25 protein-coding genes are annotated in these 18,082 nt (G+C 51.6%); all 25 read left to right on the top strand.

Annotation, left to right across the window (positions count from 1 at the left end):
* Window positions 1-1,001: 1,001 nt before the first annotated feature.
* The gene (locus tag ABLU78_RS21515; RefSeq protein WP_157194964.1) at window positions 1,002-1,331 is read left to right on the top strand and encodes a hypothetical protein; all 330 of its coding nucleotides are present in this window, start codon (window positions 1,002-1,004) and stop codon (window positions 1,329-1,331) included.
* Window positions 1,332-1,483: 152 nt separating this feature from the next.
* Window positions 1,484-1,717 carry a DinI family protein gene (locus ABLU78_RS21510; RefSeq protein WP_015367395.1) on the top strand — a complete coding sequence of 78 codons (234 nt, stop codon included), beginning with the start codon at window positions 1,484-1,486 and terminating at the stop codon, window positions 1,715-1,717.
* Between the two features lie 11 nt (window positions 1,718-1,728).
* Window positions 1,729-2,019 carry a hypothetical protein gene (locus tag ABLU78_RS21505; protein ID WP_080957847.1) on the top strand — a complete coding sequence of 97 codons (291 nt, stop codon included), beginning with the start codon at window positions 1,729-1,731 and terminating at the stop codon, window positions 2,017-2,019.
* Between the two features lie 40 nt (window positions 2,020-2,059).
* The gene (locus ABLU78_RS21500; RefSeq protein WP_042897121.1) at window positions 2,060-2,452 is read left to right on the top strand and encodes a DNA-binding protein; all 393 of its coding nucleotides are present in this window, start codon (window positions 2,060-2,062) and stop codon (window positions 2,450-2,452) included.
* The gene (locus ABLU78_RS21495) at window positions 2,449-2,652 is read left to right on the top strand and encodes a hypothetical protein (RefSeq protein ID WP_157194963.1); all 204 of its coding nucleotides are present in this window, start codon (window positions 2,449-2,451) and stop codon (window positions 2,650-2,652) included. The genes ABLU78_RS21500 and ABLU78_RS21495 overlap by 4 nt, the downstream gene beginning before the upstream one ends.
* On the top strand, window positions 2,652-3,683 hold the full coding sequence (locus ABLU78_RS21490) for a DUF968 domain-containing protein (RefSeq protein WP_348820663.1): 1,032 nt from the start codon (window positions 2,652-2,654) through the stop codon (window positions 3,681-3,683). The genes ABLU78_RS21495 and ABLU78_RS21490 overlap by 1 nt, the downstream gene beginning before the upstream one ends.
* A gap of 13 nt (window positions 3,684-3,696) precedes the next feature.
* Complete coding sequence (locus tag ABLU78_RS21485) at window positions 3,697-4,299, top strand: hypothetical protein (protein ID WP_157195369.1); 603 nt, start codon at window positions 3,697-3,699, stop codon at window positions 4,297-4,299.
* Window positions 4,300-5,082: 783 nt separating this feature from the next.
* Window positions 5,083-5,331: a phage holin gene (locus ABLU78_RS21480; RefSeq protein WP_047056234.1), complete on the top strand. Its 249-nt coding sequence runs from the start codon at window positions 5,083-5,085 to the stop codon at window positions 5,329-5,331.
* Window position 5,332: 1 nt separating this feature from the next.
* Window positions 5,333-5,866, top strand: a complete 534-nt coding sequence (locus ABLU78_RS21475) for a lysozyme (protein WP_015367388.1) — start codon at window positions 5,333-5,335, stop codon at window positions 5,864-5,866.
* The gene (locus ABLU78_RS21470) at window positions 5,863-6,375 is read left to right on the top strand and encodes a DUF2514 domain-containing protein (RefSeq protein WP_157194961.1); all 513 of its coding nucleotides are present in this window, start codon (window positions 5,863-5,865) and stop codon (window positions 6,373-6,375) included. The genes ABLU78_RS21475 and ABLU78_RS21470 overlap by 4 nt, the downstream gene beginning before the upstream one ends.
* Window positions 6,376-7,044: 669 nt before the next feature.
* Window positions 7,045-7,380, top strand: coding sequence for a hypothetical protein (locus ABLU78_RS21465; RefSeq protein WP_225627668.1), 336 nt, complete (start codon window positions 7,045-7,047; stop codon window positions 7,378-7,380).
* Window positions 7,380-7,799: a hypothetical protein gene (locus ABLU78_RS21460; RefSeq protein ID WP_049056843.1), complete on the top strand. Its 420-nt coding sequence runs from the start codon at window positions 7,380-7,382 to the stop codon at window positions 7,797-7,799. The genes ABLU78_RS21465 and ABLU78_RS21460 overlap by 1 nt, the downstream gene beginning before the upstream one ends.
* A gap of 293 nt (window positions 7,800-8,092) precedes the next feature.
* Window positions 8,093-8,638 (top strand): terminase small subunit, encoded by a 546-nt coding sequence (locus tag ABLU78_RS21455; RefSeq protein ID WP_015367382.1) that lies wholly within the window; start codon window positions 8,093-8,095, stop codon window positions 8,636-8,638.
* Window positions 8,613-10,535 carry a phage terminase large subunit family protein gene (locus ABLU78_RS21450; protein WP_157194960.1) on the top strand — a complete coding sequence of 641 codons (1,923 nt, stop codon included), beginning with the start codon at window positions 8,613-8,615 and terminating at the stop codon, window positions 10,533-10,535. Before ABLU78_RS21455 ends, ABLU78_RS21450 begins: the two co-directional genes overlap by 26 nt.
* The gene (locus ABLU78_RS21445; RefSeq protein ID WP_015367380.1) at window positions 10,535-10,741 is read left to right on the top strand and encodes a gpW family protein; all 207 of its coding nucleotides are present in this window, start codon (window positions 10,535-10,537) and stop codon (window positions 10,739-10,741) included. Before ABLU78_RS21450 ends, ABLU78_RS21445 begins: the two co-directional genes overlap by 1 nt.
* Window positions 10,738-12,330 (top strand): phage portal protein, encoded by a 1,593-nt coding sequence (locus ABLU78_RS21440; RefSeq protein ID WP_047052039.1) that lies wholly within the window; start codon window positions 10,738-10,740, stop codon window positions 12,328-12,330. Before ABLU78_RS21445 ends, ABLU78_RS21440 begins: the two co-directional genes overlap by 4 nt.
* Window positions 12,311-13,642, top strand: coding sequence for a S49 family peptidase (locus tag ABLU78_RS21435; protein WP_047052037.1), 1,332 nt, complete (start codon window positions 12,311-12,313; stop codon window positions 13,640-13,642). The genes ABLU78_RS21440 and ABLU78_RS21435 overlap by 20 nt, the downstream gene beginning before the upstream one ends.
* Before the next feature lie 9 nt (window positions 13,643-13,651).
* A complete protein-coding gene (locus tag ABLU78_RS21430; protein WP_157194959.1) occupies window positions 13,652-13,984 on the top strand; it encodes a head decoration protein in 333 nt (110 codons plus the stop codon).
* A gap of 67 nt (window positions 13,985-14,051) precedes the next feature.
* Window positions 14,052-15,077, top strand: a complete 1,026-nt coding sequence (locus tag ABLU78_RS21425) for a major capsid protein (protein WP_348820662.1) — start codon at window positions 14,052-14,054, stop codon at window positions 15,075-15,077.
* 51 nt (window positions 15,078-15,128) lie between these two features.
* A complete protein-coding gene (gene gpFI, locus ABLU78_RS21420) occupies window positions 15,129-15,536 on the top strand; it encodes a DNA-packaging protein FI (protein WP_157194957.1) in 408 nt (135 codons plus the stop codon).
* A 10-nt stretch (window positions 15,537-15,546) separates the two neighbouring features.
* Entirely contained in the window at window positions 15,547-15,900 is a 354-nt protein-coding gene (locus tag ABLU78_RS21415) for a head-tail joining protein (RefSeq protein ID WP_047052032.1), read from the top strand.
* 8 nt (window positions 15,901-15,908) lie between these two features.
* On the top strand, window positions 15,909-16,493 hold the full coding sequence (locus ABLU78_RS21410) for a phage tail protein (protein ID WP_157194956.1): 585 nt from the start codon (window positions 15,909-15,911) through the stop codon (window positions 16,491-16,493).
* Window positions 16,490-16,888 carry a phage minor tail U family protein gene (locus tag ABLU78_RS21405; protein ID WP_157194955.1) on the top strand — a complete coding sequence of 133 codons (399 nt, stop codon included), beginning with the start codon at window positions 16,490-16,492 and terminating at the stop codon, window positions 16,886-16,888. Before ABLU78_RS21410 ends, ABLU78_RS21405 begins: the two co-directional genes overlap by 4 nt.
* Window positions 16,889-16,894: 6 nt before the next feature.
* The gene (locus tag ABLU78_RS21400) at window positions 16,895-17,638 is read left to right on the top strand and encodes a phage tail protein (protein WP_059304629.1); all 744 of its coding nucleotides are present in this window, start codon (window positions 16,895-16,897) and stop codon (window positions 17,636-17,638) included.
* 10 nt (window positions 17,639-17,648) lie between these two features.
* Complete coding sequence (locus ABLU78_RS21395) at window positions 17,649-18,077, top strand: phage minor tail protein G (RefSeq protein ID WP_080959414.1); 429 nt, start codon at window positions 17,649-17,651, stop codon at window positions 18,075-18,077.
* The last annotated feature ends 5 nt before the right edge of the window (window positions 18,078-18,082 follow it).

Genomic DNA, 18,082 nt, shown 5'->3' with positions numbered 1-18,082 from the left:
CATGCTTATGGGCGCTGATTTACGTACTCGACGATCGCTTGAACTATCACGACCAGCGGCGGTACGATTTTAAAAATTAAGTTGACCATGGTGGTTTCACTTATTTTTTCGTGCCTAGCTGCAAACACCCTTGGGCTCGCCTTTGCAGTTTCAGTATCAGTAGTCGCCAGATACATTCAGCACGTTATTGGTTTGGGTGGGGTCTTCGAATCACCAAAAACCCAGGCTAAATATCATATTAAAAATCAGTACTTAACATACTTAGCGCACACGGGCGGGTCTTTAGCAGCTTGATGAATACCGTCCAATTGTTTAAGCTAAGTCCAGTCGCCAGATACATTTGGCACGGAAAAAGAGCCGCAAACTCTTCTTCCGCTTGAAAAGCCCGGTCTAATCAGCCGGGCTTTTTCATTTTTACAACGAATCTATAAGTCAGCTTATCTATAAACACTATATATAGTGATTCATTACGATAAGGTGCTCTATATGGTGAGTATTTTAGTAATGGGAACTTTTGAGTACAAGGGTTGATTTTGACGTTAATTTGAGGTTTCGCAGGCGTAATAATCGCTAAGTGCACGCCGTATAAGGCCTGGAGAAGAAGTCAATAAAACAGAAAAAAAATGAAAATTTGATCGAGTGCTTCATTTATAGAACAAAAAAGCTTAGCCACCTTGGTTCGGTCCTGTAAAGTGACTTCTTTCCCTCCCTCCTCAATCACAATTCAATGGAATAAACCCTATATCTTGTGTTTCGCCAAAAATGATTGAAGATAATTTTTAAAAACGCCCATGAAATTACCCCAGCCCGATAAATTCTTTGATATGGGTGGGGTAGCACATCAAGACTCTTTCTCAATAAAATCTAAGTTCATGTTCCTTTTTATAAAAAAATCTATTGAAAACATAGATGTATGATTGCCAAAGGCTACTGGTTGCTTGAGAATTTTCTTTAATAGTATTACTGTATATATATACAGTAATATTGTGTGAGGTACTTTTATGGGCTTCCCATCACCAGCTAAAGACTATGCAGAACAAACACTTACTATAAACAGGCTGTGCCAGATTGACGCTAATTGCCGGGTGTTAGAGACGAGCGCGGGTTTCGCCGTTGTGGATGTTTCCCGCCGTCCTAAGCAGGGAGATCACGTACTGATTTCATTCTGCGGGATAATTCAGTTTGGCATTGTTCGCGGTCGCGCACTCATTACTTCAGATGGTGAAGCGATAGAAGGCGATGCCCTGGACGATGTGGACGTGAAGGGCGTTTTAACGTTCTTGATCAACCGGGCAAATTACGTCGAGGAAGACCCGAACCCTGCGATTTAACCCCGACCCGCTACGGCGGGTTTTGTTTTTTTTGGGGAAAACTTCAAGTTAAACATGAGCATGTGATTAGCAAAAAGTGACATCAAGGGCTTGAACATTTCATCTAACAAGTATACTGTTTATTTATACAGTGTTTGCGTGAGGAGCTAATTATGAAAGTGGAAATCACAATTGATCGTCGCAAAAAGCTACCAGAGGGCGCTGTCCCGGCATTAGAGAAAGAGCTGCTGCGGAGGCTTGACCAAAACTTTAACAACTGCAGTTTGATCATTCGCCGAACCGGTACTGATGGTCTGAGTGTGTTTGGTGGGATGGATGGGGACAAAAAGCGGGTGGAGCAAATCCTTCAGGATACTTGGGAAAGTGCTGACGACTGGTTCTATTGAGTAGAGGTCCAGTGGCTGACCTGGTTTATTTTGAGGATTTTGCTGTGGCTAAAAAACAACAAATGCCGAACACCGGCTATGTAGTAATCAGATGCGATGACGGGGTAATTGTTGCCCGTCTCACCTCTTTTCCCGTATGTGAGCGCGCTTTAATGTACCGTCGCGGTGATACTGTTTCGTTTATGCCTCTGCAGCCCGATGAGATCGTGGGGACTCTCTCGCTGTTTTCGCAGATGATTGAAAGAGCAAAAACCGGAGGGGGTTACCAGATTCCTCCGGGCTCTGTTACACTCCCTTCATAGGCCTGAACAACCTATGCCTGCTGCGTCACGGAGAGAAACCATGGCGCAAACAAAATTAATATCTGATGCGGAACAGGCTGGCGATCATGTTGATGGCGCTGGTCTTTCTTCATTCCACAACTTGACACCACGACAGCAGGAAGTTTTTGATCTGCTGGTGGCGTTTATCAATCAGCATGGCTACCCGCCGACCTTTCAGGAACTGGCAGGGCTAATCGGCGTTAGCTCACCAAACGCTGTTGCATTGCACCTTCGTGCGTTACAAAAAAAGAACTTCATAAAATTATCTCGCGGTGTTTCCCGTGGAATTTCTGTCGTCGGAAGAAAGGAACCGGTACTTGCCGTGCAGCTGCTGCAGGAAATGATCGCTGACGAACCGGGAGCGCGTGATCGGGCGCTGGAGTTCCTCCGAGTGTACGAGGCCCGGCCATGAAGAAAAGCTGGTTTCTCCATGAACAACTTTCAGAGTCTCAGGCTCTGGAACTGGCGGAACGCTACCGGAAAAAGAATTGTCCGGTTGAGAAAAGTCTGTCGAGCGACTTTATCTCATGGGAAGTCCGTGTGCTGTTGCAGGAATCCAGCAAGCCACCGCGCGTTAACAGAACCTACACACAAAAAATGTGGAGGGAGTGATGCGCGCCTTACTAAATGTTGATGTTGCCCGGCACCTGGGAATTGTGTTGCTTAAACCCGGTAAAGAGTTGATGTCTTTATTCAGCGGTGGGCGCGTGCTGGTGGAGACTCTGCCAGAAAAAATGAAGACTCTACCAAGCGGGCGAATTCCTGACGCCGGGCAACCTTTACGAGATGATCCCGATATTCGCCCATTCTTTATGAAAGAGCGGGTAGTGAGGGCTGCTGGTGGTGTGAATAGTCTCGAATCCTGGTTGCTTAAGAGGGTTAAGCATTGCCAGTGGCCACATTCTGATTATCACCATTCAGAGCTGGTAACGTTCCGGCATTCAACCGGGGCAATCGTCGCATGCTGGCATTGTGATAACGAGCTGAAGTACCAGACCGATCAAACCCTTGATAGGCTGGTAGGTATCAATAACGCAGATCTGATAATCGATGCTGCCCGTCTCGCACTGGGATTTGACCCTGAACGCTCCCTGTCACTTGCTGAATTGTGCTGGTGGGCTGTCAGCGTTGGGATAGGGGAAGAAATCACAGAAGAGATGGCGCGCCGTTCCCTCCGGCTTAAAGAAGAGGTTTTCCAGTCAGTCTACAAAGAAAGCGAAATCGTCCCATCGGTGCCTGCCACCAGCATTCTTTCCCCGCTTGTTGCTAAGGTTGCCAGGCATCCTGAACCACCAGCCCCTGTAAAACCAGAGGTGCCAGTGGTAGTTGATCCCGTGGCACCAGCCACTTTATTCACCAGACCTAAGCGGATCCGCTGGGTGTCAGATGGTTTTATTTCCTGGGTAAAGACTCAGCCATGTATGTGCTGTGGTCAGTCTGCCGACGATGCGCATCACCTTATCGGATGGGGGCAGGGCGGCGTCGGTACCAAAGCACACGATATTTTTACTATCCCGCTTTGCCGTAAGCATCACCGGACGCTTCATCACGATCCAGTTGCTTTCGAGCGTGAGTACGGCAGTCAGCCGGAATTAATTATTAAATTGCTGGACCGGGCCTATGCGCTCGGCGTTCTGGCGTAAGGAGAAGAGCATGATGACACCACGTCAACGCCGGCTGCAGCGCGCAGGATTAGAAACAGTGGCCGCCGCGCCTCGCAAAAGCTGGTTAGGCCGGTTTACGACCCTGAATGGCATTCAGTCTGCCTGGATTAAATCACTGCTAACAATATGGGGAGAGAGCATGCGTGGGGGAACAGCTCCCCGAAAGCCCACAGGCCACTCCTGCTGGCGAGGTTTGAAAGGAGACCGCTGGTCAGATAAAGCGCTGGAACGATTTACTGCAGCGATAGAACAGGCGAGGGAGGAGGGATATCGAGGCCAGCAAGCCTTAAACCGAGCACATGCGATTTTATGGCCTCAGCCAGTCATCAGCCTGATAGATTCCGCTATTCATGATGATGATGCCGAATTTGTAGAGCGCTGTGTTCTCGGAGCATTTGAAGCTGCGGATCCGGTTTATCTGGTAGGAGTTAGTTATTACACCACACGCAAAAAAATTTCTGACATAACCCGGGAATTACAGCTGGTGGCCCCGTGGCTAACAGATGGTGAAGCCCGCAAGCGCGTGCGATGGTGCCTGGAAATATTCAGAGCAAAAACATTTCTGTCGGTACGAAAGGGAATTCAGGATGATTAACAAAAAGTGCTATAAATCCCTTTTGATGTTGAAAATGGGCCAAAAAATCAGATAATCCATTCATGCTTGGCAGAGCTGCGCCACTCGGCAGCGACAAAAAGCGACAATTTGATTATAACGAGAGCCCCGCCAGTGCGGGGTTTTTGCTTTCCGGCGATACGACAGGGGTATTCGCGAGATGCTGAGCATCAGTACCCCTGTCATATCGTCGAGTTGTATTTTCCAGATTTAGACAAAATCTTGAGTGTGGTGGGTGAAGATTTTTGTTACTTTTCCTGCGTGGTGAATCCCCAACGCGGTGGAGTGTACAGCGGTTCCTATCTTTTATCGTAAGCACACGGATCGGTTCGCTGGCCGATTCTCCGGGAAGCACCCGGCACCACACCCCCTTACCTTAGCCTACGTTAACGCTTGGAATTTTTAATTTGCAAAGTGCAATAGCGCACAGCGTTTTGTTCATAAGTGCAACGCTTTGATATTGCAAAATATTGACCTGAAAAATAGTTTCTGGTTAATTTATCGGTGTGGTGAATCCCCCTATGCGGAGGGGCGACCAGTCAATTACAGAAATCCTGTAAATGCAGCGCGAGCTATGCCGGCTGGGGCGAGCTCTCCGGGAGGCACCCGGCACCACAATCCCCTCATTTTAGCCCACGTTAACGCGTGGGCTTTTCTATTTCAGGCTCACGGGAATCATCATCGATACGCTTTGTTGATAAATCAGCCCGATGAGCCTGACCATTTTAAATGCACAGCACCCGCTAACTATGCGAGGTGGAGACTATGAAAATGCCTGACAAAATCTTTTCGGCGGCCTCGTACTGCACGTCGGGTGGCTTAATTTGTACTGGGCTGGCAAGAGCGTATGACTGGTTTCATGGGCTTGACTGGAATTTCATTGCCCTGGCAAGTGGCGTGATAATCGGTGTGGCTACATATCTAACCAACCTCTATTTCAAACGCCGCTGGACGAAGATGTATCAGCAGTCACTTGACCGAGGCTACGGTGGCCCGCCACCACAGGATCATTGAAATGGCTAACCTGAAAACGAAACTCAGCGCAGCCATGCTGGGATTAATAGCTGCTGGTGCATCTGCGCCAACTCTGATGGATCAGTTCCTTGATGAGAAAGAAGGTAACAGCCTTACCGCTTATCGCGATGGTAGCCAGGGGATCTGGACTATTTGCCGAGGCGCCACGCGAATTGATGGTAAACCCGTCACGCAGGGAATGAAGTTAACCCAGGCAAAATGCGACGAGGTGAATGCTATCGAACGTGATAAGGCGCTGGCGTGGGTTGATCGTAATATCCGCGTACCGTTGACGCCTCCGCAGAAAGTCGGCATTGCTTCATTCTGTCCGTACAACATCGGCCCCGGTAAATGCTTCCCGTCTACGTTCTACCAGCGCATCAACGCCGGCGACCGTAAAGGCGCATGTGAAGCGATTCGCTGGTGGATTAAGGACGGTGGGAAGGATTGCCGCATACGCTCTAATAACTGCTACGGGCAGGTAACGCGCCGGGATCAGGAAAGTGCGCTGACGTGCTGGGGGATTGACCAGTGAATGCAACTTACTTAAAGCCAGCTATCGCCGCGGTGATTATTACTGGTGCCTTTGTTGCTGGTTTAGCCTGGAGCGATCGGGCATGGGAAAAGCGGTGGGCTGAACGTGATAGCGCCGAATCGGCTCAGGAAGTTAACGCGCAAACCGCCGCCCGGATGATTGAACAGGGGCGCTTGATCGCCCGCGATGAGGCCGTACAAGATGCTCAAGCCCAAACCGCTGCAGCGCGCGCTGCTGCCGCTAATCTCTCTGGCACTGTTAACCAGCTGCGCCAGCAGGCAAAACACCTTGCCACCCGCCTGGACGCCGCAAAGCACACCGCGAGTCTCGCCGCTACCGTCAGAAGCAAAACAACCGGCGCCACCGCCGGAATGCTCGCCGACATGCTTGGAGACCTTGCAGAAGAGGCTCGACGATATGCTGCAATCGCTGACGAACGCTACACAGCAGGGATGACCTGCGAGCGGATTTACGAATCGGTGAGGACTTCTATCCCAGCGAAAGAGTAGATCTTCCCATTACTACATACATTTGTTAAAAACATGTGATAAGGTCAGGCTTTATAAGGGGCAATCACATGATATCGTGTGACGAAGTTATAAACTATGGAATGGCTGAATTAATGAATTCGGAGTAATTGTGACGATTCACAGCGATTTGGAAGCTTACTTATTATTATTACTTAACATGTGGCCTGTATTGATAGTCGTTTGTATTGGGATGGCATTGGCGTTTTATGGCGTATTCATGCGCAAGACGGCCATAATTTTAATCGTACTAGCAATAATAATTAGTGTGTTAGGTTGGATGTATGCCTGAATGTGGAAATATATTTTTCCTTATCTATTACGGTCGCTGATGCGACCTTTTTTATGGGCATTGATGCATCAAGTCCGCATGATTTATGTTGGTTTTGTAGGGAGTAAATAAAAAAATAGCCCTGCTTTATGGGGGAGCAGGGCGAGATGTAATATGAATAAAGCAGTTATCATTTAGGTCAGAACTGACGTTATCACATTTTTCGGACATTTCAATGCACTGGATACATCAAGTTTTAAATCCGGATGTTTCTTTTGCCAAATAGCCTTTGAATAGAGTTTTCTTAATGCCGCCCAGTAACGCCATGATGTTTAACCAGTAGCCTCGCCTGTGCGGGGCTTTTTTATTCATAAAGGTACATGATGCAAAATATCAAGATTGAATACATTAATGGCGCGCTGGTGGCGCTGGAGCGTGACGGTGTGTCTTACGCGCATCTGCCTGTCTCAGCTATCCATTTTGACCATACCGCTAAGATTTTCCCTCACCTCAAGATTGAGATTGAAGCTGGTGGTGCACCATTCGTACCGGCAGTACCAGCGCAACCACAACCGGCAGAGCCAGAACAGCCACCAGCTGCTGTAGAAGAAGTGCAGCCAGCAAAAGAAGGTGAACTCTTGCTGCCGGGGGATACTGCGCCACGACCGGCGCGTCGTCCCCGTCATCGCAACCGTAACCGCAACCGGAGCCAGTAATGCTTAATCGTAATGATCTGACCCTTTCGCTTTTCTATGCTTCCAGCACGAATGTAGAAGGCGAAAAAGTCGCGACATTGACCGTTCAGGTGAACAATTCCGACATGGTGGCCATGCAGAGCAACAAGCTGCAGTGCATCACTGATAAGGCTGGTAAGAAGGCTTATTCCATCGGCGAGCAGATGGTCTCCAATGGCTCTGATCCGTTGCTGGTTGCTCTGGAGAGCTACTGGCGCCAGAACACTGAGGCGGTCGTAACCGGGTTACTGGTCGATGTTGGTGACTTCATTGCAGGCCACATCAGCCAGTCCTCAACGTTCCTCGGCTTCAATGGGTTGAAGGTCTTCGAGAATGAACCCCTGCCGGCACGCATCCCCGAGGATGTGCTGCAGGCCGACGGCGGCGCATCCGCAGGCTGAGCATTCACAGAGGTCATTCTGTGAGTGGCCTCGATGAATAACCATTCAAACGGTAATGATAACCGTTATCGTTGCGGGTCCTTTCCGGGAGTTCGAGCAGTTACGGGGCGGCGACCTCGCGGATTCTCGCTACATATGAAAATTTCTGAGTTTAAGGCGTTTCCGTTCTTCTTCTGTGTAACTCATTGTTTATTAATAGGTTGTTACATGAGAAGAAAGGAAGCCAGGAGTTAGTTTCCTGCCCGGATCACTCAAGATCGTTTCCGTACCCCGTTTTCACTCAAGGAGTGCGTATGGAGGTGAACAAAAAACAGCTCTCCGATATTTTTGGTGTCAGCGTTCGTACGATCCAGAACTGGCAGGATCAGGGTATGCCGGTTGTACGCGGCGGCGGCAAAGGTAATGAGGTGCTTTACGATTCCGCCGCTGCGATTAAGTGGTTTGCCGAGCGCGATGCTGATATCGAAAACGAAAAGTTGAGAAAGGAAGTAGAAGAGCTCCGTAAGGCTGGTGAATCAGAGCTACAGCCTGGAACGATTGATTATGAGCGCTACCGTCTGACCCGGTCGCAGGCTGATGCCCAGGAGCTAAAAAACGCCAAAAGTTCTGCTGAGGTGGTGGAGACCGCATTCTGCACGTTCGTGCTTTCACGCGTGGCCGGCGAAATAGCCAGTATCCTGGACGGGATCCCCCTGTCGGTGCAGCGGCGGTTTCCTGAGCTGGAGAATCGACACATTGATTTCCTTAAAAAGGACGTAATCAAAGCCATGAACAAGGCAGCTGCGCTGGATGAAATTATACCGGGGTTGCTGAGTGAATATATCGAACAGTCAGATTAAGGGGCTGCAGTCATCCGCACGCGCCGGGCTGCGCTCACTCTATCGCCCGGAGCCGCAAACGGCAGTGGAATGGGCAGACAAAAATTATTACCTGCCGAAAGAGTCGGCATACCAGGAAGGGCGCTGGGTCACGCTGCCTTTTCAGCGCGCGATAATGAATGCGATGGGAAATGACTACATACGGGAAGTGAACGTTGTTAAGTCTGCCCGTGTCGGTTACTCAAAGATGCTGCTGGGCGTCTATTCCTATTTTATTGAGCATAAGCAGCGAAATTCCCTCATCTGGCTGCCGACCGACGGCGATGCCGAAAACTTTATGAAGTCGCACGTTGAGCCGACGATCCGTGATATTCCAGCATTGCTGGCGCTGGCGCCGTGGTATGGGAAAAAACACCGCAATAACACGCTCAGCATGAAACGATTCTCTAACGGCCGCGGCTTCTGGTGTCTCGGCGGTAAGGCTGCCAAGAACTACCGTGAGAAATCGGTCGATGTTGCCGGTTATGATGAGCTGGCGGCATTCGATGAGGACATCGAGAAAGAAGGTTCGCCAACGTTTCTGGGTGATAAGCGAATTGAGGGCTCTGTCTGGCCCAAATCGATCCGCGGCTCTACCCCAAAAATTCGCGGTACCTGCCAGATTGAGCGAGCCGCCAGCGAATCGCAGCATTTTATGCGTTTCCATGTTGCGTGCCCGCATTGCGGGGAAGAGCAATACCTCAAGTTCGGCGATAAGGAAACGCCTTTTGGTTTTAAATGGTCTCCCGGTGAGCCTGCCAGCGTTTTTTACCTGTGCGAGCATAACGGGTGCGTCATTAAGCAACAGGAGCTGGATTTCACTCATGCACGCTATATCTGCGAGCGAACCGGTATCTGGACGGGGGACGGTCTTAACTGGTTCTCTTCCTCGGGTGGAGAAATAGACCCGCCTGACAGTGTGACCTTCCATATCTGGACGGCTTACAGCCCGTTCACCACATGGGTGCAGATTGTTAAAGAGTGGATTAAAACCAAGGGTGATACAGGCAAACGCAAAACTTTCACCAATACCACTCTCGGGGAAACCTGGGAGGCGAAAATTGGTGAACGGCCTGATGCCGATCTTATCGCAGAGCGAAAGGAACTCTTTGCTGCCGCAGTGCCGGATCGCGTTGTCTACCTTACTGCCGGAATTGATTCACAGCTTGATCGTTATGAAATGCGAGTCTGGGGTTGGGGACCTGGTGAAGAAAGCTGGCTGGTGGACCGACAGATAATCATGGGGCGTCATGATGACGAGCAGACCCTTCAACGCGTAGATGAGGCGATCAACAAGACCTATAAACGCCGAAATGGCGCGGAGATGAGTATTTCCCGCATCTGCTGGGATATCGGGGGGATTGACCCAACAATCGTTTATAGCCGTTCGAAAAAGCATGGTCTTTTTCGCGTAATTCCCATCAAAGGTGCTTCTGTATACGGTAAACCTGTAGCGAATATGCCCCGTAAACGAAATAAAAACGGGGTGTATCTGACGGAGGTTGGTACCGATACGGCGAAGGAGCAGATTTATAACCGATTAACGCTTATTCCGGTTGGTGATGAGCCAACGGCCGGCGCCGTTCATTTTCCTAACAACCCGGAAATCTTCGACCTGACCGAGGCTCAGCAGCTGACAGCAGAGGAGCAGGTTGAAAAATGGGTAAACGGCGAGCGGAAAATACTCTGGGACAGTAAAAAACGTCGTAATGAGGCGCTGGACTGTTTTGTCTACGCGCTGGCAGCTCTGCGGATAAGTGTTTCCCGCTGGCAGCTGAATCTTGAGTCTCTTCTGATCAGCATGCAGGAGGACGAACTTACCTCTAAACCGAAAAAGACCCTGGCGGATTATGCCCGGGCATTAGCCGGAGATGAATAATGGCAACACAGTCTGAACTGGACAGTGCCCGCGCCGCACTTCATGACCTGATGACAGGGAAACGCGTTGCGACGGTACAGAAAGATGGCCGCCGCGTTGAGTTTACTGCCACGTCAGTTGCTGATTTGAAAAAATATATTGCCGAACTTGAAGTTCAGATTGGCATCACCAGTCGCCGGCGCGGGCCAGCAGGATTTTACGCATGAAATTACCAGCACTTGTTGGACCCGACGGTAAAACGTCGCTCCGGGAATATGCCGGATACCATGGTGGGGCTGGTGGCTTTGGTGGCCAGCTTCGCGCGTGGAATCCACCCAGTGAAAGTGGTGATGCCGCACTACTGCCGAACTTCCAGCGTGGAAACGCCCGCGCCGACGATCTTGTTCGTAATAACGGCCTCGCGGCGAATGCGGTACAGCTTCACCAGGATCATATCGTTGGTTCATTTTTCCGTCTTAGCCACCGGCCTGCCTGGCGCTATCTTGGGATCAGCGAAGAGGATGCGCGTGCGTTTGCCCGTGAGTGCGAGGATGCCTGGAAAGAATACGCGGAGGACGACCACTGTTTTATTGATGCCGAACGTAAACGCACGTTCACCATGATGATCCGTGAAGGGGTGGCCATGCACACTTTTAACGGAGAGTTATTTACTCAGGCGACCTGGGATACCAGCGCGAACAGGCTATTTAGAACACAGTTTAAGATGGTCAGTCCTAAGCGGATCGGTAATCCAGGCAATCAGGGCGATACCCGAAATTGCCGGGCAGGGGTAAGAATTAATGATGCTGGTGCCGCCCAGGGTTACTACGTCAGCGAGGATAACTATCCCGGGTGGATGGCTCAGAAGTGGAATTATATTCCGCGTGAGCTACCTGGCGGGCGAACGGCCTTTATCCATGTGTTTGAGCCAATGGAAGATGGACAGACAAGGGGAGCGAATCAGTTTTATAGCGTTATGGAGCAGATGAAAATGCTCGATACGCTGCAAAACACCCAACTGCAAAGCGCCATCGTCAAGGCGATGTATGCCGCCACGATTGAAAGTGAGATGGATACCCAGACAGCAATGGATTTTATCCTCGGTGCGGACAATCCGGAGCAGACGAAAAAGCTGACCGGATGGCTTGGGGAAATCGCAACGTATTATGCGGCCGCCCCGGTCAGACTTGGAGGGGCGAAGGTGCCACACCTGATGCCCGGGGATTCACTGAATCTGCAATCTGCTCAGAATACCGATAATGGGTATTCCGTATTCGAGCAATCGCTCTTACGTTACATCGCCGCAGGGCTTGGCGTTTCTTACGAGCAGTTATCCCGTAACTACTCACAAATGAGTTATTCCACCGCACGCGCGAGCGCCAATGAGTCCTGGGCCTATTTCATGGGCCGGCGCAAATTTATCGCTGCCCGGCAGGCGAGCATGATGTTTTTGTGCTGGCTGGAAGAGGCGATCGTCCGTCGTGTCGTCAGCCTGCCATCCCGCGCCCGTTACAGTTTCCAGGAGGCCAGGACAAGCTGGGCGAACTGCGACTGGATCGGCTCCGGCAGGATGGCGATTGACGGCCTTAAGGAGGTGCAGGAGGCGGTTATGCTGATTGAAGCAGGCCTCAGTACCTATGAAAAAGAATGCGCGAAGCGCGGCGATGATTATCAGGAAATCTTTGCCCAGCAGGTGCGTGAAACGATGGAACGGCGACAGGCAGGGTTAAGACCGCCTTCGTGGGCAGCTGCGGCGTTCCAGTCTGGTCTGGAGAATTCCGGTAAGGAGGAACAAGATGACGCCCGAGCTGCGTAACCTTCCACATATTGCCAGCCTGGCATTTAACGAACCGCTGCTCCTTGAACCCGCCTATGCGCGGGTTTTCTTTTGCGCGCTGGCAGGCCAACTGGGCATTACCCGCCTGACTGATACCGTATCGGGGACAACCCTGGGCACCGAGCAAATGGCGGAACCACTGATGCTATTCGGTAACGAGGAGGCCGGGCCGCGTCCGGCTCGTAGCTATCAGGTAATGAATGGCATCGCGGTATTACCGGTTGCCGGGACCCTGGTCAATAAAACCCGTTCACTCCAGCCGTATTCCGGCATGACCGGGTACAACGGTGTTATTGCCCGCCTGCAGCAGGCTATCAGCGATCCTGATGTTGACGGAGTTTTGCTGGATATGGATACGCCGGGCGGGATGGTCGCCGGAGCTTTTGACTGCGCCGACATTATTGCCCGGGCCCGCGATATTAAACCCGTTTGGGCGCTGGCGAACGATATGAACTGCAGCGCCGGACAGCTTATCGCCAGTGCGGCATCACGTCGGCTTGTGACACAGACAGCAAGGACAGGGTCCATCGGTGTGATGATGGCCCACAGCAATTATGGTCAGGTGCTGAAATCGCAGGGGGTCGAGGTCACGTTGATTTACAGCGGCGACCACAAGGTTGATGGCAACCCTTACGAAAAATTGCCGAAAGATGTTCGTGAAGCTTTTCAGTCCCGTATCGATGCCACCCGGCAGATGTTTGCTGAAAAAGTGGCAGGTTATACGGGAATGTCGGTGAGGGCGGTTCTCGATACTGAGGCTGCGGTCTTCTCCGGGCAGGAGTCCATTGATCATGGGCTGGCGGACGAACTTGTTAACAGTACAGATGCGATCGGCGTAATGCGCAGCGCGCTGGATACCAAAAAGACCATCCATATCGGAGGAACGATGAAGACAACGACGACGAATGCAGCTGCAACCCAACCAGACGCCAATGCCGCAGCGGAAGCCAATGGAGCAATTGTAACTGCTCCGGCAGTGCCAGCGGCTGCTGCACCCACACCGGATGTAAATGCTCAGGTTGCCGCGGCGGTCTCTGCTGAGAATGCCCGAATTATGGGGATCCTGAACTGTGAGGCCGCAAGCGGTCGGGAGGAACAGGCCCGTGCGCTGGCAGAAACGCCGGGAATGACGGTTGAGCATGCACAACGCATTCTGGCGGCGGCGCCGCAAAGTTCACAGGCCCGAAGCGAAACAGCGTTGGATCGCCTGATGGAAACCGCACCAGAAACGCTGGCGTCCGGAGCACCGGCTGCCAGTGAAACCGATGATTTGATGAATACCCCTGTTTAAGAGGCTCACATGGCTAACACTGAAGAATTTACACACTACCAGCCGCTGGGTAATAGCGATCCAGCCCACACCGCTTATGGAGTTGGCGCACTGGCAGCGGCAACGCCCGTTATGACTCCGTTAATGCTGGAGGCGACGGCGGGAAAACTCGTTGCCTGGGACGGCGAGCATGCTGGCGCGGCATGCGGCATCCTGGCGGTAGCCGCCGACCAGAACAGCACAGAACTTACCTTTTATAAATCCGGCTCTTTCCGTGTTGAAGATATTCACTGGCCGGATGCAGTCACCGACGACAGCATTAAACGTAATGCCTTTGCTGGCACTGCTATCAGCATCGTTTAACCGACTCCTTTACCAATTTCATCATTCATAAAAGCCGCCTTTGCGGCTTTTTTTACGGGAAAAATCTATGTCAGTTTATACAACAGCCCAACTGCTGGCGGTCAATGAGAAGAAATTCAAATTCGATCCGCTTTTCCTGCGCATCTTCTTCCGTGAAAGTTATCCCTTCACGACTGAGAAGGTCTACCTGTCGCAAATTCCAGGCCTGGTCAACATGGCGCTGTATGTGTCGCCGATTGTCTCCGGGAAAGTGATTCGCTCTCGTGGCGGCAGCACGTCAGAATTTACCCCGGGCTATGTGAAGCCTAAACACGAAGTTAACCCACAAATGACTCTCCGCCGCCTGCCTGATGAAGATCCACAGAAACTGGCAGATCCTGCTTATCGCCGTCGCCGCATCATTCTTCAGAATATGAAAGATGAGGAACTGGCGATTGCACAGGTTGAAGAGAAGCAAGCAATCGAAGCTGTGCTCTATGGGAAATACACCATGAGCGGGGAAGCATTTGAGCCAGTTGAAGTGGATATGGGGCGCAGTGCTGGCAATAACATCATTCAGGCAGGGGCGGCAGCATGGTCTGGCCGCGATAAAAAAACCTATGATCCGACCGATGACATTGAAGCCTATGCTCTCAACGCCAGCGGTACGATCAACATTATCGTATTCGATCCGAAGGGCTGGGCACTGTTCCGCTCTTTCGATGCCGTTAAGGAGAAGCTGGATACTCGCCGTGGCTCGAACTCGGAACTGGAAACGGCCCTGAAAGACCTGGGTAAAGCCGTTTCTTATAAGGGCATGTACGGCGATGTCGCTATTGTGGTTTATGCCGGTCAGCTCGTTGAAAATGACGTCAAAAAAAATGCTCTGCCGGACCTGTCTATGGTACTGGGTAACACCCAGGCCCGCGGTCTGCGCACCTATGGTTGCATCCTTGATGCAGACGCCCAGCGCGAAGGTATTAACGCTTCAACTCGCTACCCAAAAAACTGGGTTCAGTTGGGAGACCCTGCACGCGAATTCACCATGATTCAGTCAGCACCGCTGATGCTACTGGCAGATCCGGATGAGTTCGTCTCCGTAAAACTGGCCTAACAAGTGGGACCACGGCCCTTCGGGGCCTTTCTTATTAAAGAGGAAAGAGTGATGACCAAAGAAGAGTTGATTGCCCGCCTGAAAGAGCTGGGCATCATGCTGAACCGTGAGGTCAGCCTGACCGGATCAAAAGAAGAGCTGGCGCTGCGTATTGCTGAGCTGGAAGAGGAGCTTGACGATGGCGGAGACAGCAATGAACCAGGCACTGAGAATTCGGCCCCCGGCGGGGAGGGCAACGATAGCAAAGCACAGAATAACGTATTAACTCCGTCGCCCCAGGAAAAAAAATCCGGATCTGGGGACCTGGTAGCAGTGAAAACTCGTGCGACGTTACACCTCGAAGCACTGCACGCTGTAAAGAATGAACAAGTGAGCCTTGTTTTGCCGGGTACTACCGTTCGTGTCAGCGCTGGGGATGCGGAAGAGTTGATTGCACGGGGGCTGGCTGTCGAATCATAGCGGGGCGGGTATGACCGATTTCGATAATATTTTCGATGCTGCAATATCGCGGGCGGATGAAACGATACGCTCGACCATGGGCACGGTGGCGCTTATCTCTTCGGGCGAGCTTACCGGGCGGAGTATCTCCGGGGTATTTGATGATCCTGAAAATATTGGCTATGCGGCTCCCGGCGTGAGGGTGGAGGGCACAAGCCCTTCATTTTTCATTAAGTCAGTGTATGCCAGCGCGTTACAGCGGCTGGATACCCTCACCATTAACGGCATCTCCTACTGGATTGACCGTATTGGCCCGGACGATTGTGGATCCTGCCATCTCTGGCTAGGCACCGGACATCCCCCCGTTGGAAACCGCCGCCGATAGGAGGTTTTATGGGTATTAAGGGGCTGGAGCAAGTCATTGCGAACCTGAACAGCCTTGATCGCAATATGGTGCCTAAGGCCAGCGCCTGGGCAATCAACCGCGTCGCCAGAACTGCCGTTACCGCAGCGACCCGAAAAGTGGCTAACGAAACGATAGCGGGCGATAACCGCGTGAAAGGTATCCCGGTCAAGCTGGTTAAACAGCGGGTCAGAGTCAGTAAAGCATCCTCTAATGGCCGGATGAACGCCAGGATAAAGGTCAACCGGGGAAACTTACCGGCAATCAAGCTTGGTGCCGCGCAAGTCCGCTTAACAAGAAAGAAAGGGGCGCTTCTACGGAGAGGGAGTGTCCTGAAAATCGGGAAATATCTTTTCAGGGACTCTTTCATTCAGCAATTAGCCAACGGTCGCTGGCATGTCATGAAGCGTATTGAAGGTAAAAATCGCTACCCCATCGATGTTGTGAAAATCCCACTGGCTGCGCCGCTTACAACTGCTTTCGAAGCGGAAAAGAAACGCATGCTTGATGTCGAGATGCCAAAGCAACTGGCCGCTGCGCTCAAGCAACAACTGAGGTTACACCTTAAACGATGAAACATACCGAAATACGCCAGGCCGTGATCGATGGCCTGGAAAGCATGATAGGGAATAGCGCCATTTTTTTTGATGGTCGTCCGGCTGTCATTGAGGAAGAAGATTTTCCTGCTGTGGCGGTTTATCTGACTGATGCCGAATACACCGGGGAGGAGCTGGATGCTGATACCTGGCAGGCCACTTTACATATTGAAGTTTTCCTTCCTGCCCAGGTGCCTGATTCCGAACTTGATGAATGGATGGAAACTCGGGTTTACCCGGCAATATCAGGTATCCCCACGCTGAATGGACTGATTACCGTGATGGTGCAACAGGGCTATGAGTATCAGAGGGATGACAGCCTCGGGCTCTGGAGTTCCGCAGATATGAAATATTCAATTACTTATGACATGTGAGGATTTATGCCAACACCTAATCCACTTGCTCCGGTAAAAGGGGCGGGAACTACACTCTGGTTGTACACGGGGACCGGGGACGCTTATGCAAACCCTTTGTCCGATGCTGACTGGCAACGCCTGGCAAAAATTAAGGAGCTGACGCCGGGTGAGATGACGGCTGAGTCCTACGATGATACCTATCTTGATGATGAAGATGCGGACTGGACCGCTACCGCCCAGGGGGCAAAATCGGCAGGTGATACATCATTAACGCTGGCCTGGAAACCGGGAGAGGAGGGTCAAAAATCGCTGGTGGCCTGGTTTGTCGATGGCTCTGTACGGGCGTACAAAATTAAGTATCCGAATGGCACCGTGGATGTGTTCAAAGGTTGGTGCAGTAGCCTGGGTAAAGCCATCCCCGCGAAGGAAGTGATCACGCGTACCGCAAAAATCACCAATACCGGGAAACCGGAACTGGCTGAAGAAAGCGGCAACCCGCCGATCGCAGTGACCGGCATCAAACTCGACAAGGCAACGGCCAGCGTAGCCGTCGGCGCTACCACAACGCTAAACGTCACCTTCCTGCCTGCCAGTGCATCGGAACAGTCTTTCCGTGCGGCGACCTCTGATAGCGCGAAGGCGACTGTGGCAGTGAGTGGTAAATCTCTGATTGTCACCGGCGTGGCGGCTGGCGCGGCAGACATTATTGTCATGAGCAATGACGGTAATTTTGTGGCGACCTGCAAGACCACCGTGACTGCGTCCTGAGGATAAAGGCATGAGCATGTTTTTGAAGAAAGACGAATTTACCCATAACGGCGCTTCGGTGCCAATCACCGAATTGTCGGCATTGCAGCGCATTACTTATCTCGAATATCTGGCCGCAGAAGAAAAAGCCTTATCCGCAATTTCTGATGACGTGGATGACCAGACAATGTCCGCCGGGCTGGTCAGCATGAGTATTCGCGCAGGCGCGCGCCTGATTGCGCTCTCGCTCTGGCATAACGATCCGAAGGGGCCATCTGAAGAGGAACTCCACCAGCAGGTGATGAGTACCTGGCCGGCGGAAGCGATTGGCAAAGCGGAAATGCAGATCAAGCTGCTCTCCGGCATGCTGGCGCCTGTTGCCGAAGAAGAGCAATCCACGGATGAAGATATTGATGCCACCGCGCTGGGTGATGAACCTGTTACTGCGGAAAAGCCCTAGCCAGC

Origin of the sequence: Klebsiella sp. JN_Kp122 (genome assembly GCF_040062085.1) — a bacterium.
Lineage (GTDB): Bacteria > Pseudomonadota > Gammaproteobacteria > Enterobacterales > Enterobacteriaceae > Klebsiella > Klebsiella aerogenes.
This window is presented reverse-complemented; position numbering and strand designations above follow the sequence as displayed.

Excerpts from the sequence above, each read along its gene's own strand:
- ABLU78_RS21515 (WP_157194964.1), top strand. The coding sequence starts at position 1,002 with ATGGGCTTCCCATCACCAGCTAAAGACTATGCAGAACAAACACTTACT.
- ABLU78_RS21510 (WP_015367395.1), top strand. The coding sequence starts at position 1,484 with ATGAAAGTGGAAATCACAATTGATCGTCGCAAAAAGCTACCAGAGGGC.
- ABLU78_RS21500 (WP_042897121.1), top strand. The coding sequence starts at position 2,060 with ATGGCGCAAACAAAATTAATATCTGATGCGGAACAGGCTGGCGATCAT.
- ABLU78_RS21495 (WP_157194963.1), top strand. The coding sequence starts at position 2,449 with ATGAAGAAAAGCTGGTTTCTCCATGAACAACTTTCAGAGTCTCAGGCT.
- ABLU78_RS21490 (WP_348820663.1), top strand. The coding sequence starts at position 2,652 with ATGCGCGCCTTACTAAATGTTGATGTTGCCCGGCACCTGGGAATTGTG.
- ABLU78_RS21485 (WP_157195369.1), top strand. The coding sequence starts at position 3,697 with ATGACACCACGTCAACGCCGGCTGCAGCGCGCAGGATTAGAAACAGTG.
- ABLU78_RS21480 (WP_047056234.1), top strand. The coding sequence starts at position 5,083 with ATGAAAATGCCTGACAAAATCTTTTCGGCGGCCTCGTACTGCACGTCG.
- ABLU78_RS21475 (WP_015367388.1), top strand. The coding sequence starts at position 5,333 with ATGGCTAACCTGAAAACGAAACTCAGCGCAGCCATGCTGGGATTAATA.
- ABLU78_RS21465 (WP_225627668.1), top strand. The coding sequence starts at position 7,045 with ATGATGCAAAATATCAAGATTGAATACATTAATGGCGCGCTGGTGGCG.
- ABLU78_RS21460 (WP_049056843.1), top strand. The coding sequence starts at position 7,380 with ATGCTTAATCGTAATGATCTGACCCTTTCGCTTTTCTATGCTTCCAGC.
- ABLU78_RS21455 (WP_015367382.1), top strand. The coding sequence starts at position 8,093 with ATGGAGGTGAACAAAAAACAGCTCTCCGATATTTTTGGTGTCAGCGTT.
- ABLU78_RS21445 (WP_015367380.1), top strand. The coding sequence starts at position 10,535 with ATGGCAACACAGTCTGAACTGGACAGTGCCCGCGCCGCACTTCATGAC.
- ABLU78_RS21440 (WP_047052039.1), top strand. The coding sequence starts at position 10,738 with ATGAAATTACCAGCACTTGTTGGACCCGACGGTAAAACGTCGCTCCGG.
- ABLU78_RS21435 (WP_047052037.1), top strand. The coding sequence starts at position 12,311 with ATGACGCCCGAGCTGCGTAACCTTCCACATATTGCCAGCCTGGCATTT.
- ABLU78_RS21430 (WP_157194959.1), top strand. The coding sequence starts at position 13,652 with ATGGCTAACACTGAAGAATTTACACACTACCAGCCGCTGGGTAATAGC.
- ABLU78_RS21425 (WP_348820662.1), top strand. The coding sequence starts at position 14,052 with ATGTCAGTTTATACAACAGCCCAACTGCTGGCGGTCAATGAGAAGAAA.
- gpFI (WP_157194957.1), top strand. The coding sequence starts at position 15,129 with ATGACCAAAGAAGAGTTGATTGCCCGCCTGAAAGAGCTGGGCATCATG.
- ABLU78_RS21415 (WP_047052032.1), top strand. The coding sequence starts at position 15,547 with ATGACCGATTTCGATAATATTTTCGATGCTGCAATATCGCGGGCGGAT.
- ABLU78_RS21410 (WP_157194956.1), top strand. The coding sequence starts at position 15,909 with ATGGGTATTAAGGGGCTGGAGCAAGTCATTGCGAACCTGAACAGCCTT.
- ABLU78_RS21405 (WP_157194955.1), top strand. The coding sequence starts at position 16,490 with ATGAAACATACCGAAATACGCCAGGCCGTGATCGATGGCCTGGAAAGC.
- ABLU78_RS21400 (WP_059304629.1), top strand. The coding sequence starts at position 16,895 with ATGCCAACACCTAATCCACTTGCTCCGGTAAAAGGGGCGGGAACTACA.
- ABLU78_RS21395 (WP_080959414.1), top strand. The coding sequence starts at position 17,649 with ATGAGCATGTTTTTGAAGAAAGACGAATTTACCCATAACGGCGCTTCG.